This is a genomic window from Xanthomonas sp. 1678 (assembly GCF_031455575.1).
GTDB lineage: Bacteria > Pseudomonadota > Gammaproteobacteria > Xanthomonadales > Xanthomonadaceae > Xanthomonas_A.
On sequence record NZ_JAVDSZ010000002.1, the window covers coordinates 466,502 to 482,466 of the forward strand.

Annotated in this window: 16 protein-coding genes; 5 read left to right on the plus strand and 11 right to left on the minus strand. The window is 70.4% G+C overall.

Annotated features, from left to right (window positions below):
• Positions 1 to 143 precede the first annotated feature (143 nt).
• From J2Y70_RS05120 to J2Y70_RS05130, 3 genes are all read right to left on the minus strand, one after another.
• Positions 144 to 482: a hypothetical protein gene (locus tag J2Y70_RS05120; protein WP_309914120.1), complete on the minus strand. Its 339-nt coding sequence runs from the start codon at positions 480 to 482 to the stop codon at positions 144 to 146.
• A 175-nt stretch (positions 483 to 657) separates the two neighbouring features.
• A complete protein-coding gene (locus J2Y70_RS05125; protein ID WP_309914122.1) occupies positions 658 to 1,599 on the minus strand; it encodes a DegV family protein in 942 nt (313 codons plus the stop codon).
• A 74-nt stretch (positions 1,600 to 1,673) separates the two neighbouring features.
• Complete coding sequence (locus J2Y70_RS05130) at positions 1,674 to 2,303, minus strand: DsbA family protein (protein WP_309914125.1); 630 nt, start codon at positions 2,301 to 2,303, stop codon at positions 1,674 to 1,676.
• A 313-nt stretch (positions 2,304 to 2,616) separates the two neighbouring features.
• Here J2Y70_RS05130 and J2Y70_RS05135 point away from each other — a divergent pair, with 313 nt between their 5' ends.
• A complete protein-coding gene (locus J2Y70_RS05135) occupies positions 2,617 to 3,453 on the plus strand; it encodes a cellulase (RefSeq protein WP_309914127.1) in 837 nt (278 codons plus the stop codon).
• Between the two features lie 93 nt (positions 3,454 to 3,546).
• Here the strand turns inward: J2Y70_RS05135 and J2Y70_RS05140 are convergent, their stop codons facing one another.
• Positions 3,547 to 4,833 carry an amidohydrolase family protein gene (locus tag J2Y70_RS05140; RefSeq protein ID WP_309914131.1) on the minus strand — a complete coding sequence of 429 codons (1,287 nt, stop codon included), beginning with the start codon at positions 4,831 to 4,833 and terminating at the stop codon, positions 3,547 to 3,549.
• Positions 4,830 to 6,230 carry an amidohydrolase gene (locus J2Y70_RS05145; RefSeq protein WP_309914133.1) on the minus strand — a complete coding sequence of 467 codons (1,401 nt, stop codon included), beginning with the start codon at positions 6,228 to 6,230 and terminating at the stop codon, positions 4,830 to 4,832. Before J2Y70_RS05145 ends, J2Y70_RS05140 begins: the two co-directional genes overlap by 4 nt.
• Before the next feature lie 168 nt (positions 6,231 to 6,398).
• Here J2Y70_RS05145 and J2Y70_RS05150 point away from each other — a divergent pair, with 168 nt between their 5' ends.
• A complete protein-coding gene (locus J2Y70_RS05150) occupies positions 6,399 to 6,944 on the plus strand; it encodes a DUF924 family protein (protein ID WP_309914136.1) in 546 nt (181 codons plus the stop codon).
• Between the two features lie 124 nt (positions 6,945 to 7,068).
• On the opposite strand, the gene J2Y70_RS05155 is transcribed toward J2Y70_RS05150, so the two are convergent.
• Together J2Y70_RS05155 and grxD are read right to left on the minus strand one after the other, a co-directional pair.
• A complete protein-coding gene (locus J2Y70_RS05155) occupies positions 7,069 to 7,959 on the minus strand; it encodes a hypothetical protein (protein WP_309914139.1) in 891 nt (296 codons plus the stop codon).
• Between the two features lie 98 nt (positions 7,960 to 8,057).
• Entirely contained in the window at positions 8,058 to 8,984 is a 927-nt protein-coding gene (gene grxD, locus J2Y70_RS05160) for a Grx4 family monothiol glutaredoxin (protein WP_263395691.1), read from the minus strand.
• A 45-nt stretch (positions 8,985 to 9,029) separates the two neighbouring features.
• On the opposite strand from grxD, the gene J2Y70_RS05165 reads away from it, so the two are divergent.
• Positions 9,030 to 9,821, plus strand: a complete 792-nt coding sequence (locus J2Y70_RS05165) for a polysaccharide deacetylase family protein (protein ID WP_309914142.1) — start codon at positions 9,030 to 9,032, stop codon at positions 9,819 to 9,821.
• Positions 9,822 to 9,907: 86 nt separating this feature from the next.
• Here the strand turns inward: J2Y70_RS05165 and J2Y70_RS05170 are convergent, their stop codons facing one another.
• From J2Y70_RS05170 to J2Y70_RS05185, 4 genes are all read right to left on the minus strand, one after another.
• Positions 9,908 to 10,249, minus strand: coding sequence for a hypothetical protein (locus J2Y70_RS05170; protein WP_309914145.1), 342 nt, complete (start codon positions 10,247 to 10,249; stop codon positions 9,908 to 9,910).
• A gap of 427 nt (positions 10,250 to 10,676) precedes the next feature.
• Positions 10,677 to 11,348 carry a methyltransferase domain-containing protein gene (locus tag J2Y70_RS05175; protein WP_309914149.1) on the minus strand — a complete coding sequence of 224 codons (672 nt, stop codon included), beginning with the start codon at positions 11,346 to 11,348 and terminating at the stop codon, positions 10,677 to 10,679.
• A 60-nt stretch (positions 11,349 to 11,408) separates the two neighbouring features.
• Entirely contained in the window at positions 11,409 to 12,050 is a 642-nt protein-coding gene (locus J2Y70_RS05180; RefSeq protein ID WP_309914151.1) for an SGNH/GDSL hydrolase family protein, read from the minus strand.
• Positions 12,051 to 12,140: 90 nt separating this feature from the next.
• On the minus strand, positions 12,141 to 13,421 hold the full coding sequence (locus J2Y70_RS05185; protein ID WP_309914154.1) for a pyridoxal phosphate-dependent aminotransferase: 1,281 nt from the start codon (positions 13,419 to 13,421) through the stop codon (positions 12,141 to 12,143).
• 90 nt (positions 13,422 to 13,511) lie between these two features.
• Between J2Y70_RS05185 and rsgA the strand changes: the two genes are divergently transcribed.
• A complete protein-coding gene (gene rsgA / locus J2Y70_RS05190; protein WP_309914157.1) occupies positions 13,512 to 14,627 on the plus strand; it encodes a ribosome small subunit-dependent GTPase A in 1,116 nt (371 codons plus the stop codon).
• 31 nt (positions 14,628 to 14,658) lie between these two features.
• Positions 14,659 to 15,912, plus strand: a complete 1,254-nt coding sequence (locus J2Y70_RS05195) for a flavohemoglobin expression-modulating QEGLA motif protein (protein ID WP_309914160.1) — start codon at positions 14,659 to 14,661, stop codon at positions 15,910 to 15,912.
• The last annotated feature ends 53 nt before the right edge of the window (positions 15,913 to 15,965 follow it).

Genomic DNA, 15,965 nt, shown 5'->3' on the forward strand with positions numbered 1-15,965 from the left:
CCAAGCACTGTAGGAGCGGCTGCAGCCGCGACGGACTTCTCCAGCAAGGCCTGTCGCGACTGAAGTCGCTCCCACAGGTGTCATCGGCTGCACCAAGGCTGCTCTAGCCGATCCACGTCGTCGCGGGCACGCGGCGAATACGCTCAACGCACGTTGCGCAGTTCCCAGCCGCTGCCGGCGAGCAGGCGCATGCGCTGCTTGAGGATGTCGCCAGGAATGCTGGTGGTGGCGACCAGGTCGATGCGCAGGTCGTCCTGCTTGCCGCTGACCGTGGCTGCCGGGTCGACGACGCCCAGCGCCGGATCCACCTCGTCCGGTTCCGGCTGCAGCGCGCGCCAGCGCTCGAACCAGGCCGGGCTGCTCAACGCCTGCTGCAGCTGCTCGGCGAAGGCGTCGGCGCCGTTGGCGCTGAAGCTGAGCGTAGGTTCGCTGCCGCGCGCGCGGGCGGGGTCGGGCAGGCTGATCGAATAGGTCACGGCCATGGCGGTTCCTCTGTGGAGCGGTGCGGCGCAGCCTAGCAGGCGGCGTCGTGAGTGGGCCGTCTACATCGCGATCTCCATCGCGATCCCTGTAAGGAGCGGCTTCAGCCGCGACAAGCTGCCGATAGCTCCTGTCGCGGCTGAAGCCGCTCCTACAACAACGGACCCGCTCGCAGCGCTAGGCGAACGTATGCGGCGCGTCGGCGAAGCCCAGGGTGATCGCGCCCTTGCCGACGTTGACCATGCCGGTCAGGCTCATCACGCTTTCCAGCACCTCCACCGCATGCGTTTCGCAGGCCTGGCGCAACGCCGCGTAGCCGGGCAGGGCGCGCAACTCGCTCAGCTCGCCGCCGTAGCTCAGGCACAGCGTCGGCGTCAGCAGCCCTGCGGCGACGCGCTTGCCGACGAATTCGAACAGTTTCTGCACCGCGGCGTCGAAGCCCTTGATCTTGGCCACCGGCGCGGTCTCGCCGCGATAGCCGTGCAGCACCGGCTTGATGTCCAGCGCGGTGCCGAGCGCGGCGCTGAGCAGGCCGACGCTGCGGTCGCCCTTGCTGCGCGCGCGGGCGCGCATGTAATACAGATCGCGGGTGATCATGTAGCCGTGCACGTTGCCGGCCAGTTCCTCCAGCCGTTCGCGGATCGCCTGCACGCTGGCCCCGGCCGCGCGCAACCGCACCGCTTCCACCGCGGTCACCGCCTGCGCGGCGAACAGGTTCTGCGTGTCGATCACCCGCAGCGCGAACGGCGAGGTGTGCCCGGCGGCCTGGCGGATCGGCTTGTAGTCGTTGAGGATGGCGAAGCTGGCCTGCAGCGCGTGCTGATGGATCGGGCTGCGGGTCTTGGTGATAGTCATGCAGAACACGTGGTCGTAGTCGATCACCAGCCGGCTCAGGAACAGCTCGCGGATCTGCGCGACGCTGAACGGAATGGTTTCCGCCTCGGCGCCGTGTTCGGCCACGTGCGCATGCAGGAAGCTCAGCGTGGCTTCCTCGTCGCGATGGTCGGCCAGCAATGCCTCGCCGATGCGCACGCTGATCGGCAGCAACACGATGTTGTTGTCTGCGATGTAGTCCTGCGGCAAGTCGCAGGCGGAGTCCACCACGATCCCGATACGCATCTGGCCCCCTCCGGCATCGCGCTTGGTTACTGCCGGCTAGGGTAGCGCAGACGCCGCGCGGCGTCGCGGCCGGGTCAGGCGCCGCGCTGCACGCCGACGGGCAGCGCCGCCAGCCGCGCCATTTCGCCGCGCTGCAGCAACTGCGGATCGGCCAGCAGCGCCTGCATCAGCGGGTGCGCATCGTTGCCCCACAACAAGGTATCGCCGATCTGCAGCGTCGGTACGCCGAACACGCCGGCGGCGATCGCCTGATCGGTATTGCCGCGCAACTGCGCCTTGACCTGCGGATCGGCAAGTGCGGCCGGCGCATCGGCGATGCCCAAGGCCAGCGCCAGCGGGGCCAGCGCCGCCGCATCGTCGCCGGCACGGCCGTCGCGCCACAGCCAGTCGAAGATCGCATCGATCGCCTGCGGCGTGCTGCCGGCGGCGATGCACAGCCGCAGCGCCGCCAGCGGATTGAACGGATGCGCCGGCGGAAAGCGCAGCGGCACGCCCTCGTGCTGCGCCTGCCACTGCACGAACTGGTAGGTGAAGCTGCGTTTGTGCGCGATCTCCGCCGGCCCGCGCGTGTGCAGATGCTGCAACACCGCGCCGAACACGATCGGCACCGGTTCGATCTCCGCGAACTCGGGCAGCGCCTTGAGCTTGTGCCAGTGCAGATAGGAAAACGGCGAGACGAAATCGAAATACCAGCGCAGGGTCATGGGCTTCTCCTGGAGGATGCTGCCAGCTTATCGCGGGGTGGCGCGCCGCGTGATCATGTTGCGCTGCGAAGCGGTGGACGAGGAACCGGCGTCGCCGCTGCGGCTGGCGTAGACAATGCCGCCGCGCAAATCTCACCTGCACGTTGGAACTGGGAAGCGGCGCACTCGGACGGCCTCGAGCGAGTAGCGGTATTGCGCCAGCGCATGCCGCGCCCGCGTCTTTTCATAGCTCCGCACGTGGGCGGCTTGCTAGCGTCCGTCGCGGCAGCAGCCCCGCTGCCGAGGTTTCCAGACACGCTGAGGAGAGACCGACATGCACGACATCGATATCGCCGCCGCCGCCTTGCCGCGCCGCTGTTCTGCCGCCACCGCCGCGCCATCCGCCTGGCGCCGCGCGCGCCGGCTGCGTGCGCTGTTCGCACTGGTACTGGTCGCCTTCGCACCGGCGGCACTGGCCGGGCCGTACCAGGTGTACGGCAACCAGTACGCCTGGGTGAACAACTTCAACGATCCCAACAACGTCATCCAGGGCACGTTCCACAGCGGCAGCACGCCGAGCATGACCGTGACCTTCAACTTCGCCAGTTCCAGCCTGTACGGCTATCCGGCGATCCTGCGCGGCTCGCACTACGGATTCAATCCGACGTCCGACCGCACCTTCCCGCGGCAGGTGTCGGCACTGCAATCGTTGCCGTCCACGTTCGCCTATTCGTCCGGCGGCAGCAACATGGCCGGCGATTTCGCCTATGACCTGTTCCTGCGCTGGGACAACAACACCTCCTCCAGCGCGATCCCGCAGACCGAGGTGATGATCTGGGGCGGCCACAATTCCTATCCGATCGGCACGCTGACCGCGAGCAATGTGATCAGCGCCGGCGGCTACAGCTTCGACCTGTGGGAGGGCATGAACACCGCGGCCGGCTACTACGTGTACACCTTCATCCCGCACAACACCGCCGGGCAGCCGAACCTGCCGACCAACGGCAACCTCAACATCGACATCAAGCCGTTCCTGACCTGGCTGCACAACAACCGCGCGCAGGACGGGCGCTACAGCAACGCGATGTACCTGCACGTGGTCGAAGCGGGATTCGAGGTGGTGCGCGGCAACGGCTGGGCCTGGTTCCAGGCCAATATCGATGCGAACTAGGCGCGGCCCGTCGCACGAGGGCGTGGCCGGTCGCGTGACACTGCGGAAGACGTGGCGCTGCCGATGGCGGCAGCGCCACGTCGTGCGCGGCTGTTACGGGTACGCCCGCGGCAGCGCGCCGGACTGCTTCATGTAACGGTCGCGCAGTTCGGTCTGGCGCGAGCGCATCGGTAGCGCGCGGCCGCCCAGCCAGACCTGCTCGGCATAGTGGGCCACGTCCAGCGGATCGCCTTCCCACAGCACCAGGTCGGCGAGCTTGCCGGGGGCGATGCTGCCCAGCCTGTCGCCCACGCCCAGCGCCTCGGCCGGCACCCGGGTCAGGCCGGCCAAGCCGTCGTCCCAGGGCAGGCCGTGGGCCACCGCGTTGCCGGCCAGCTGGCGCTGCTTGCGTGCGTTGTGCGAGCCGTCGCCGCCCTGGGTGAAGCTCACCGCCACGCCGGCCGCGTGCAGGCGCGCGGCGTTTTCCAGGGTGGCGCCGATCTGGTCGAAGCTGGCCGGCAGGTCGTCCAGCGCGTTGACGAACACCGGCACCTGCGCCGCGGCCAGCTGCGGCGCCAGTTTCCACGCCTCGTCGCCGCCGGCGATGGCGATGCGTACCTTCTCGCGCTGCGCCCAGCGCAGCAACTGGCGGATGTCGGCCGCCCGGTTCACCGCCACCACGATGCGGCCCTGGCCGGCCAGGTACCTGGCCAGCACGGCGCGGCCGGCCGGGGTCAGCAGCGCGTGCGGCGAGTCCGCCGGCATGCGTCCGCGCGCTTCGCTCACCAACTGGTCGAGCAGCATCCATTGCGCCGCGCGCGACTTGCCGCTCAGTTCCAGCGCGTCGCTGCCCAGGCGCACGTACAGCGCGCGCGGGCCGATCGGGTCGGCGCCGCCGTCCAGGCGCATCACCGCGCCCTGGCCGGCGATGAAGGCGCCGCCGCTGTTGGCGCCGAGCGCGGTGAAGCCGATGCCCTCCACGCGCGCGACCGGGATCAGTACCGACTCGGGGTTGTAGGCCAGGGTCACGTCGAACTCCGGGCGCATCGGCTGGTCGCGCGGCAGGGTCACGGCGCTGTCCACGGTGGACGATTCGCCGGACACTTCCTCGATGCCGATCTCGGTGATGCCGCCGAACAGCGCCGGGGTCAGCGGGCGGCCCTTGGCCTCTACCACAGTCACCCCGGCCGGCGCCGCCAGGCCGCTGCCGACCGCGCGGATGGTGCCGCCTTGGACCAGCACGTCGGCGTTCTGCAGCGTGCCGCGCGCGCTGGCGGTGTGCACGGTGGCGCCGCGGATCAGCACGTCCTGGGCGAAGGCCGGCGCAGTGCCCAGCACCAGGCAGGCGGCGACGGCCAGGCGTTGCGCCAGGCGGCGCGGATGCGGAAGGATGCGGCTCATGGGGCAGCCTCCTGGCCGAGCATGAAGTCGGATGTGGGTTGCAGGCGGCGGTCGGCGCGGTCGTAGACCTGCGCGCCGTCGATGTAGACCTTCTCGGCCAGCGCGTAGGAACTGAACGGGTTGCCGTTCCACACCACCACGTCGGCCATCTTGCCCGGCTCCAGCGCGCCGGTCTGCTTGTCGATGCCCAGCGCCTTGGCCGGGTTGCTGGTCAGCCAGCGGATCGCGCGCTCGGGCGGGATGGCGATGCCGGCGCGGCGGCCGGCGGCCATCGCCTTGGCCGCTTCCTGGTTGAGCCGCTGGATGCCTTCCTCCGAATCCGAATGCACGATTGCGCAGCCGTTGGCGGGGCGGTCGACCAGCGCGATGTTTTCCTGGATGCCGTCGAAGGCCTCCATCTTGAAGCCCCACCAGTCCGCCCACAGCGCGCCGCAGACGTTTTCCTGGGCCAGCCGGTCGGCGACCTTGTAGGCCTCCACGCCGTGATGGAAGGCGGCGACCTTGAAGCCGAATTCCTTGGCCAGGTCGAGCATGGTGGTCATCTCGTCGGCGCGGTAGCAGTGGATGTGCACGCGGATGTCGCCGTTGATCGCGCCGGCCAGGGTGTCCAGCTTCAGGTCGCGCTTGCCGCCGCTGTCGCCGGAGCTGTCGTTGTCGCCGGCGCCGCGGCTCCACCAGTGGCGCTTCTCCGGCGCCTTCTTCTTCGGCGCGTTCTTGCGCAGGTATTCGCTGGCGTCGATGAACGCGGCGCGGTAACCGGCGACGTTGCCCATGCGCGTGGCCGGGCCGCCCTTCTCGCCGTACACGCGCTTGGGGTTCTCGCCGCAGGCCATCTTCAGGCCCCACGGCGCGCCGGGGAACTTCATCGCCTGGTAGGTAGTGGCGGGCACGTTCTTCAGGGTCACGCCGCGGCCGCCGACGAGGTTGGCCGACCCCGGCAGCACCTGCAGCGAGGTGACGCCGCCGGCCAGCGCGGTGCCGAAGCCCGGATCCTGCGGCCACACCGAATGCTCGGCCCAGACGTTGGGCGTCACCGGTGCAGTCATCTCGTTGCCGTCGCTGTGCGCGTTGACGCCGGGGCTGGCGTACACGCCCAGGTGCGAGTGCACGTCGATGATGCCGGGCGTGACCCACTTGCCGTGGCCGTCGATGCGGGTGACGTTGGCCGGGGCGGCCAGCGCGCGGCCCACGGCCTGCACTCGGCCGTCCTGCAGCAGGACGTCGGCATCGTCCAGGCGCTCGCCGGTGCCGGTGAGCACGGTGGCGTGTTCGATCAGCACCGGCGTGGACGCCAGCGGCCGGTACGTGCTGGGGTAGGGGTCTTCGACGAAGCGCGAGGCCGCCGCGGCAGGGCCGCACAGCGCCACGCCCAGGCAGGCGAGCAGCAGATGACGCATCAGATTTTTCCCCGGATGATTGAATGCGGGCGTGGAGCCGCCTGCGCACGCTAGCCCGAGCCGGCGCGCTTGCCAAGTGCAGGCGTGCCGGATGCCGGATCTGCGCACTGCACCGCGTGGCGACGCCGGATCGGGTATAGAAGCCGATTGCCGACCGATGGAAGTGCGATGACCGAGACCACGCCCCGCGACGTTGTGGAGTTCTGGCGCAGTGCCGGCCGCGAACGCTGGTTCGCCGCCAACGAGTCGTTCGACGCGAACGTGCGCCAGCATCTGCTCGACGCGCACCACGCCGCGGCGCGCGGCGAGCACGCGGCGTGGCTGGACAGCGCCGAGGGCGCACTGGCGCTGCTGCTGTTGCTCGACCAGGTGCCGCGCAACGTCTTCCGCGGCAGCGCGCATGCCTATGCGACCGATGGCCTGGCGCGGCGCTACGCGCACCGCGCGCTGGCGGCCGGCTACGACCGGCAGGTGGAGCCGGAACTGCGCATGTTCTTCTACCTGCCCTACGAGCATGCCGAGGACCCGGCGCTGCAGCGCGAGGCGGTGGAGCTGTTCAGTGCGCTGGGCGATGCCGACAGCCTGCAGTGGGCCATGCAGCACGAGGACATCATCCAGCGCTTCGGCCGCTTCCCGCATCGCAATGCGGCGTTGGGGCGGGACACGACGCAGGAAGAACAGCGCTTCCTGGACGAGGGCGGTTTCGCCGGTTGAGCGGCGCGCCGTGGCAGCGCTTTTGTAGGAGCGGCTTCAGCCGCGACAGACTCTTCGGGTAGAACCTGTCGCGGCTGAAGCCGCTCCTACAGTGCAGCGCCGAACGTTTGCGCGGCCGAGGCGCTCAGCAGCCGCCGACCAGGTCGTCGATGCGCCATTGGCCATCGACCATGTGCAGCAGCCAGAAGCCGTAGGTTTCGTAGCCGGAATGCTGGATCAGGAAGTCGACGTTGCCGTCGGCGTCGATGTCGGCGAACTGCAGCGGCGCGTAGTCGTCCTTGCGGCCCTCGCAATCGTCGCAGCCGTAGTCGGCGATGCTTTTGCGCAGCCGCCAGCCGGCGTCGCTGCGTTCCAGCACCGCCAGCATGGAGGTCAGGTAGGGCGAGTCCCCTGCCGAGGCCGGCGCAGCGTCGTGGACGCTGGCGGTGACCAGCGCCACCTCGTGGCCCGGACGCTTGGCGTCGGCGATCACGGTCAGCGTCGGCGTGTCGCCGCTGGACGGGGTGGCGAGATGCGCCAACAGGCGCTTCAGCGCCGCGGCAGGCAAGCGCTTGCGCACCGACGGATCGTTGCCGACGACCTGCAGCAGCGCGCGTCGCTGGGCTGCGTCGGGGGTGCCGCGGGTGAAGCGCTGGCCGGGGTTGAGGTCGAACGTAGCCAGCAGCGCGGCGTGGTCGAGGACCGGGCCGTGCGCGGTCTTCAGGCGCACGCGCAGGTCGCCGCCGCACATGGTGTTGTCGTCGACCGAGAAGCCCAGCGGCGTCGCCACGCCGTCCTGCTTCCCATCGTCGAACACCCGCATCGGCGTCTTCAGCCCGCGCCACTTCGCCAGCTCGGCCTCGTCGGACGGCGCATTGCGCACCGGCACATAGCTCATCACCGTCTCGCCTTCGCCGACGGGCGCGACGTAGATCACCGACGGCGGCGGCGTGGTCTGCGCCGGGGTGGGCGCGGCGCGGGCGGAGAAGGCGGCGAGGGCGACGAGGGCCGCGGTGCAGCGCAGTGTGCGTGTCATGTGTCGGTGTCCCCTGAAGAGCGAAGTGCTGTCGCAAAAAAAGCGGGCGACCCTTCGATCGCCCGCCGCATGCTGCCGTGTCGCGCCGCGTGGCCGGTTCAGTACTTGGCCACGCCGCTGTCGACCTGGTCGGCCCAGGCGTCGATGCCGCCGACCACGTTGTGCACGCGGGTGAAGCCGAGCGCACGGAACTGCTCGGCGGCCTGCGCGCTGCGTCCGCCGTGGTGGCACAGGAACGCCAGCGCGGTGTCCTTCGGCAGCGCTTCCAGCTGCGCGCGCTGGTCGCCGTCCAGGGTGCGGAACGGCACGTTGACCGAGGCGATCGCGCGCTCTTCCGGCGGGCGCACGTCGACCAGGATCAGGCTGCCGGCGCGGACCTGGTCGTCGGCGTCGCGCACGCTCAGTTCCTGCACCGGCTTGGGCGCGTTCGGGTTGTCGATCGCCAGGCCGCGGCCGCGCAGATCGTCGACCCAATCGATGGTGATGCCTTCGGCGCGGCGCGCGCTGGCCAGGTCGAACTGCACGCGCAGGCCGTTGGACTCGGCGGCGATGGCGTTGGGGTCGGTCGGGGCCAGCTGGAAGTTCGGCTGGAATTGCGCATCGATCGCCAGCGCCAGGGTCGCGCCCGGGGCGTCGGCCAGCGCGCCGCGCAGCATCTCGGCGGCGGCGTCGGTGATGGTGATCGCCGGCGGGGTGCGGTCCGGCGCCTGCACGCCGAGCAATTCGCTCAGCTCGCCGCTGCCGGCCATCTGCAGGATGATGTCGCTGCCGCCGACCAGCTCGCCGTCCACGTACAGCTGCGGGATCGTCGGCCAGTCGCCGTAGGCCTTGATGCCTTCGCGGATGTCCTGGTCGGCGAGCACGTTGACGTGGGCGAAGTCGACGCCCAGCTCGTTCAGCGCGCCCACCGCCTTGGCGGAAAAGCCGCATTGCGGCATGCTCGGCTGGCCTTTCATGAACAGCACGACGCGATTGGAACTGAGCAACGTTTCGATGCGGGAACGCAGGGCGGGATCGAGGGACATGGCAGTGATTTCGGTCGCTGAGTCGGACCGTCCATTCTACGCCGCATGGCATCATGGGGCATGACAGTTCCGGAAACGCTGCATCGCATCCCCCGCCACCCCTACCGCTGGCTGGCCTGGGCGCTGGCCTCGCAGGCCCTGGTGGCCTGGCTGTGGTGGGGCTGGGGCTGGCGGATCGGGCTGCCGGCGCTGCTGACCTCGCACGCCGCGTTCGTGCTGCCGGTGTTCCTGCCGCGGGCCTGGCTGTACGCCCCGGTGCTCAGCCGCCTGCCCGGCAGCGCGCCGCAGGTGTGGCTGACCATCGACGACGGCCCCTCCGACGACACCGCGGCGCTGCTGGACCTGCTCGACCGCCACCAGGCCAAGGCCACCTTCTTCCTGGTCGGCGCACGTGCCGCCGCCCGCCCGCAACTGGTGCGCGAGATCCTGCGCCGCGGCCACGGCATCGGCAACCACAGCCACACCCATCCGCAGGCCTGGTTCTGGGCGCTGGGCCCGCGGCGCATGGCGCGCGAGATCGGCCAGGCGCAGCAGGCGCTGAGCGCCATCGCCGGCACCGCGCCGCGCTGGTATCGCTCGGTGGTGGGCATGACCAATCCATTCGTGGCCGCACCGCTGCGCGCGCATGGCCTGACCCGGGTCGCCTGGAGCGCGCGCGGCTTCGACGGGGTGAAGTGCGACCCCGGCGCCACCGTGGCGCGCATCGTGCGCGATCTCACGCCCGGCGCGATCGTGCTGCTGCACGAGGGCGCGGCGCATGGCCACAACCTGGCGATCGTGGAAGGCGTGTTGCAGGCGATGCACGAACGCGGCTACCGCAGCGTGCTGCCGAGCTAGCTGGCAGCACGCTGCGGTTGCGGCGGGTCGCGGCACCCTTGCGTCCGCCGCTCGGGCATGTCGTGAAACGCATCGCCCTGCCGACGCTAGCCGTCGTAGAGCTGGCCAAAGACGATCAGCGCGACGACACCGATCAGGGTCGCGATCGCGAAGATCAGGCCGAGCACACCGTACAGTTTCCTGCGGTCGCGCTGGAGGAAGCAGCCGATGCCGAGCGCGGCCGCCGCCAGCTCGGCGAAGATGGTGATCATCAGTGCCAGGCCGAGCAGCATCGCCAGCGGCGTGTCCTCGTCCAGGCTGCCGGGCTGGGAATACACCAGCGCCCCACAGACGACGATCAACGCGAGCATCAGCGCGGCGGCGATCAGGCTGACCGCGAACGATGCGATGCCGAGGCCGGAATAGGGAGGAAGCGTCGGGGAGGTCATGCGGACTCCGGGGAAGTACGGGATCGTCCCGGCGCCGCTGCGCGCAGGACAGGGAATAGGGTATGCATGCGCTGCGCCTGCCGCGCCGGCACGCAGTGCCACGGCCGCGATCGGGTATGCGCATCGAGCCCGGCAGATCGGCGCGGTCGCTGGAAGAGGGAGGCGCTGCACATCGCTGCGGCCTGCATGTCCATCCATGGATCCGCACGTTGCTGCTGATGCGCCAGCGGCGGCGCGGCAGTATAGACGCCGTGCGCGGCAACTGCTGGCAGTGGCCTTGGAATGCGCTGCTTGGCTGCGCTGCAAACGCAGACGCTCAACCGAGGTGTGGCGTTTCTCGTACCCAGGCATCTAGCTGCGGCGATCCGTGTGACTTCCAGCGACGCTGCCCTGCGACGTTCCGAGCGGGAATGCGAGGCGAGCCGCGTCAGCGCGGCTCGGCCACGATCAGCCAGTTGTTGAACGGGGTGTTGCCGTACAGCGGCGCGAACGTGGCGCCCAGCCCGGCCGCGTCGAGCTGCGCTTCCAGGCTGTCGCGGGTCGGATAGCACTTGGGCACTTCCTGCATCCAGCCGGCCAGATGCGCGAGCACGTCGGTGACGCGGCTGGTGCGGCCGCGGCCGCTGGTGTCGCCAAGGCCGCTGCGGATCACCAGTTTGGCGCCGGGAGTGAGCATCTTCGCCACGCTGCGGATCAGGTTGGCCTGCATGGCGGCGTCGAGGTATTGCAGCACGTCCAGGATCGCGACGCTGCCGCTGTGTTCGGGCCAGGCCTGGCCGAGATCGACCACCTCGAAGTGGGCGCCGTGCAGTTCGCTGCGCGCGGCGATGCGGATCGCGCGGCGGATCTTGGCGGCGTCGATGTCCACCCCGTGGTAGCGCTGCCGCTGGCCGTCGGCGCGCAGCGCATGCGCCAGCAGGCCCAGGCCGCAGCCCAGGTCCAGGACCGGCGCGTCGGTGTCGCGCAGCGCCGCGAGCACGCCGGGGTAGAGCGGATCGGTGCGCAGCTTGGTGCGGGTGTAGTAGTAGTCGTAGCGGTTGCCGAGCGGATGCGTCGGCAGGAAGGCGCGGGCGATGGCCAGGGCCTGGGGGCGGGTCATGGGCTGGATGGTGCTGGCGTCGCGCAATGTCGGTCCTTGGCAGCGGGGCGTCGTACTCCGCTAGGCTAACGCATCGCGTGCCGCAGGCACTACCAGGGCGGTCCAGCGCTCATACATCGCCGCGGACGGATGCAGGCCGTCGGCGGCGAGCATCGCGGCGCTGCCGCCGTCATCGCGGCTGGCCGCGGTGATGTCGACGAAGCGCACCGTGCGTGCCTGGCAGCAGGCCTGCGCGGCGGCATTGAACGCATCGATCTGCGCGCCGATGCGGGCCGGATCGTGTGCGGGCGGCTGCGCGAACGAGGTCACGCCCCAGTCCGGAATCGACACCGCCAGTACCCGTCGCGGCTGGCCATCGGCAAAGCCGATGGCGCGTTGCAGCAGTGCGGCGAACTGTTCGCGGTACTCGTCGAGCGGGCGCCCGCGGTACTGGTTGTTGACCCCGATCAGCAGCGTGACCAGCGCGAACGGACCCTGCGGCGCAGCGGCGTCGATGCCGGCATCGAGTTCGTCGGTGGTCCAGCCGGTGGTGGCGACGATCTGCGGATCGGCGATGGCGAGGCCGTCCTGGCGCAGCGCCGCGGCCAGTTGCAGCGGCCAGCGCCCGCTCTCGGCGACACCTTCGCCGATCGTGTAGGAATCGCCCAGCGCCAGGTAGCGCAGCGGGGCATGGTGGAACGTGGCGACGCTGGCCTGGCTCATCTGGACGGCAGCGAAGGCGACCGGATCAGCGGCACCGGGAATCGCAGTACCGCCTCACGCTTTGCCCATTCCCGATTCCCCATTCCCGATTCACCGCCCCACAGCCGCACTGCGCGGCTTCAGCGGCACTACCTTGGTCGCCGCCTCGGCGCGGCGCGCCAGCACCCGGTCGATGCGCGCGAACACTTCGCGCATCACCGCCGCTTCCGGCAGCAGGGTCACCCGGAAATGGTGGCGGTAGGGCACGTTGAAGCTGGAACCGGGCACCACCAGCACGCCCTCGTCGTTCATCAGTTCCAGCGCGAAATCGTGATCGTCGAAGCTGCGCGCGGCCGCGCCGACCACCGCCGGGAACGCGTACAGCGCACCGGCCGGCTGCACCAGCGACAGGTGCTCGCTGGCCGCGCAGGCCTCTATCACCGCGCGGCGGGTCTCGTACAGGCGCCCGCCCGGCGCGCACAGCGGCGAGATGGTGTCCGGGCCGTTGACCGCGGCGTCGATCGCGTACTGGCCCGGCACGTTGGCGCACAGGCGCAGCGCGCCGAGCAGGTCCATGGCGTTGCGGAATTCGGTGATGCGCTCGGCGGCGCCGGACAGCAGCGCCCAGCCCACCCGCCAGCCGCAGGCGCGGTGCACCTTGCTCAGGCCGCCGAAGCTGATGCACGGATGCTCGCCGGCCAGCGGCGCGACCGGCACGAAATCGGCGCCGTCGTACAGCACCTGGTCGTAGATCTCGTCGACCATCAGCAGCAGGTTGTGCTTGGCCGCGATCGCCACGATCTTCTCCAGCAGCTCGCGCGAATAGCTGGCGCCGCTGGGATTGTTCGGGTTGATCAGCACGATGGCGCGGGTGCGCGAGGACACCAGGGTCTCGATCTCCACCGGATCGGGCTGGAAGCCGTTCTCCGGCGCGCAGCGGTAGTACACCGGGCGGCCGTCGTTGAGGATGGTCGCGGCCGACCACAGCGGGTAGTCGGGCGAGGGCACCAGCACTTCGTCGCCGGGATTGAGCAGCGCGCGCAGCGACAGGTCGATCAGCTCGCTGACGCCGTTGCCGATGAAGATCCGGTCCGGGTGCGCGTCCGGGTGCTGGCGCCGCGCATAGGCCGCGGCGATCGCCTCGCGCGCCTCCGGCAGGCCCTGCTGGTGGGTATAGGGGTCGGTACGGCCCATGTCGTCGGCGATCGCGCGCTGCAGGTGTTCCGGCGCGCGGAACCCGAACGCGCCGGGATTGCCGATGTTGAGCTTGATCAGCTTGCGCCCCTGCGCCTCCAGCTCCCGGGCTCGCCGCGCCAGTTCGCCCCGGATCTCGTAGCGGACTTCGGACAGGCGTTCGCGGATCGCGAGCGGCTTGATCGGGGGCGTGGGCATTGCATTGGCCGGTGGGGGCGTGGAACCGGCATGGTAGCGGAAATGTGACATGACGGCCGGGCCAGGGCCGGCACCGTCTAGAATCCGCCCATGACTTCCCCCCAGATCGACTTCGACGCGTTGCGCCCCATCGGCTGGCCCTGGCCCGGCATGCCGGAAGAACCGGCCTGGCTGGCGGCGATGGCCGCGCACCCGCTGGCACGGCCGGTGCGGGTCAGCGAGCAGCACCGCACCGGCTACGTGGTGGCCGATGCGGTGGAGACCGGGTTCAAGGTCGAATCCTTGCCGGAATGGCAGCGGCCGCGCTTCCCCAGCCACGAGCGCGCGGCGGTCGGCGACTGGGTGCTGCTGGAGGACGACAAGCGCATCGTGGCGCTGCTGCCGCGGCGCACCGCGATCAAGCGCGGTGCGGCCGGGGAGCACTATCACCAGCAGGTGATCGCGGCCAACATCGATACGGTGTTCATCGTCTGCGGGCTGGATGCGGACTTCAATCCGCGGCGCATCGAGCGCTATCTGCTGCTGGTCGGCGGCGGTGGCGCCGAGCCGGTGGTGATCCTGACCAAGGCCGATCTCACCGAATACGCCGACGATGCATTGGCGGTGCTGGAGGAACTGGCGGCGCAGAACATTCCGTTGCTGACCGTCAACGCCAAGGACGTGGACAGCGTGGCGGCGCTGCGGCCGTGGCTGGGGGCCGGGCGCACCGCGGTGCTGGTCGGCTCATCCGGCGCCGGCAAGTCCACCCTCACCAACACCTTGCTCGGCGTGCAGAAGATGCGCACCGCGGCGGTGCGCGAGAACGATTCGCGCGGCCGCCACACCACCACGCATCGGGCGTTGCTGCCGCTGCCGTCGGGGGCCTGCCTGATCGACACGCCGGGCATGCGCGAGCTCAAGCCCACCGGCGAGGAGGACCTGGCCGAGGGCGGGTTCGCCGACATCGAGGCGCTGGCGGCGCAGTGCCGCTTCAACGATTGCGCGCACCAGGCCGAGCCGGGATGCGCGGTGCAGGCGGCGATCGAGAGTGGCGAGATCGACGAGGCGCGGCTGGCCAACTACATGAAGCTGCGCGAGGAGGTCGCCGGCGCCGCCAGCAAGCTGGCGCAGCGCCAGGCGCAGAATGCGGATGCGGCCAGGTCCGGCAGGCCGGCCTCCGGCAAGCCCGGCGGCAAGCGTCCGCCGCCGCGCAACCAGCGCCGCTGACGCGCGGCGTCCCGCCACCGCCACGCTCGCGATGAACGCGCAGCCTGCCGACATCCTCCATCACGCCGCGCTGGATGCACGCCTGGTCAAGGCGGTGCGCGGGATCCGCCTGCTCGCGCTGGCGAGCTGGCCGGCGGCGCTGCAGGCGCCGTTCCTGGACAGCGTGGCGCGCGGCCGGCCGCAGCTGCCGCAGGTGCAGTATCCGCGGCTGGAGTTCGCCGACACGCGCCGCGAGCTGGCCGCGATCGCCCAGGCCGCCGATCCGGCGCATCCGCTCGGCGCCTATCTGCAGGCCTCGGCGCACAGCTGGGATCTGGCCGCTGCGTTGCTGGAATCGCTGGGCACGCCGGCAGTGGGCACGTATTCGGCGCAGCTGTTCGGCGCGCCCGAGGATTCGATGCCCGGGCATGGCCCGACCACGCGTGATGCCGCCGGCCACTTCATCCGTATCGCGCAGGAACTGGACCGCGAACTGCTGTCGGCCGAAGAGCAGGTGCCGGTCTCGGCCAGCGCCTTGCGCCTGCTGCTGCAGCAGGATCTGGACGCGTTCTTCGGCGCGCGGGTGATCGCGGTGGAACTGGATCCGGAACTGCTGGCCAAGGCCGCGGCCGGCGCGCACCGCATCCGCCTGCGCTCCGGCGCCTCGTTCAGCGACTACGACCGTGCGCAGCTGTTCCACCATGAGGCGCTGGTGCATTCGCTGACCGCGCTCAACGGCCGCGAGCAGGTGCACCTGCCGAGCCTGGCGCTGTCCTCGCCGCGGGTCACCGCGACCCAGGAAGGGCTGGCGACCTTCGCCGAGCAGATCACCGGCAGCATCGACATCGCGCGGATGAAGCGGATCAGCCTGCGCATCGAGGCGATCGCGCTGGCGCGTGGCGGCGCCGACTTCATCGAGGTGTTCCGCTATTTCGAAGCGGCCGGGCAGTCGCCGGCGGAGAGCTTCTCCCTCGCGCAGCGCGTGTTCCGCGGCGTGCCCACCACCGGCGGCGCCGCATTCACCAAGGACACCGTGTACCTGCGCGGGCTGGTATCGGTGCACACATTCTTCCGCCAGGCCCTGCAGCGCGACCGCCTGCCGCTGTGTCGCTGGCTGTTCGCCGGCAAGATGGCGCTGGAGGACGTGGCTGCGTTCGCGCCGCTGTTCGAGGCCGGGGTGCTGGCGCCGCCGCGCTGGCTGCCGGACTGGGTGGCGCGTGCGAGCGGGTTGGCCGGCATGCTGGCGTTCTCGCTGTTCGCCAACCGCATCCGCATGGATCAATTGGACGACGCCACCGGCGCCTGAACGCCGCCGCGTCGCGCTCACCCGCCGCGAATGCGGCCATGCCGATACTGCGC

Bases quoted from the DNA above. Each gene is read 5' to 3' on its own strand.
- J2Y70_RS05120 (WP_309914120.1), bottom strand. From the start codon at position 482: ATGGCCGTGACCTATTCGATCAGCCTGCCCGACCCCGCCCGCGCGCGC.
- J2Y70_RS05125 (WP_309914122.1), bottom strand. From the start codon at position 1,599: ATGCGTATCGGGATCGTGGTGGACTCCGCCTGCGACTTGCCGCAGGAC.
- J2Y70_RS05130 (WP_309914125.1), bottom strand. From the start codon at position 2,303: ATGACCCTGCGCTGGTATTTCGATTTCGTCTCGCCGTTTTCCTATCTG.
- J2Y70_RS05135 (WP_309914127.1), top strand. From the start codon at position 2,617: ATGCACGACATCGATATCGCCGCCGCCGCCTTGCCGCGCCGCTGTTCT.
- J2Y70_RS05140 (WP_309914131.1), bottom strand. From the start codon at position 4,833: ATGAGCCGCATCCTTCCGCATCCGCGCCGCCTGGCGCAACGCCTGGCC.
- J2Y70_RS05145 (WP_309914133.1), bottom strand. From the start codon at position 6,230: ATGCGTCATCTGCTGCTCGCCTGCCTGGGCGTGGCGCTGTGCGGCCCT.
- J2Y70_RS05150 (WP_309914136.1), top strand. From the start codon at position 6,399: ATGACCGAGACCACGCCCCGCGACGTTGTGGAGTTCTGGCGCAGTGCC.
- J2Y70_RS05155 (WP_309914139.1), bottom strand. From the start codon at position 7,959: ATGACACGCACACTGCGCTGCACCGCGGCCCTCGTCGCCCTCGCCGCC.
- grxD (WP_263395691.1), bottom strand. From the start codon at position 8,984: ATGTCCCTCGATCCCGCCCTGCGTTCCCGCATCGAAACGTTGCTCAGT.
- J2Y70_RS05165 (WP_309914142.1), top strand. From the start codon at position 9,030: ATGGCATCATGGGGCATGACAGTTCCGGAAACGCTGCATCGCATCCCC.
- J2Y70_RS05170 (WP_309914145.1), bottom strand. From the start codon at position 10,249: ATGACCTCCCCGACGCTTCCTCCCTATTCCGGCCTCGGCATCGCATCG.
- J2Y70_RS05175 (WP_309914149.1), bottom strand. From the start codon at position 11,348: ATGACCCGCCCCCAGGCCCTGGCCATCGCCCGCGCCTTCCTGCCGACG.
- J2Y70_RS05180 (WP_309914151.1), bottom strand. From the start codon at position 12,050: ATGAGCCAGGCCAGCGTCGCCACGTTCCACCATGCCCCGCTGCGCTAC.
- J2Y70_RS05185 (WP_309914154.1), bottom strand. From the start codon at position 13,421: ATGCCCACGCCCCCGATCAAGCCGCTCGCGATCCGCGAACGCCTGTCC.
- rsgA (WP_309914157.1), top strand. From the start codon at position 13,512: ATGACTTCCCCCCAGATCGACTTCGACGCGTTGCGCCCCATCGGCTGG.
- J2Y70_RS05195 (WP_309914160.1), top strand. From the start codon at position 14,659: ATGAACGCGCAGCCTGCCGACATCCTCCATCACGCCGCGCTGGATGCA.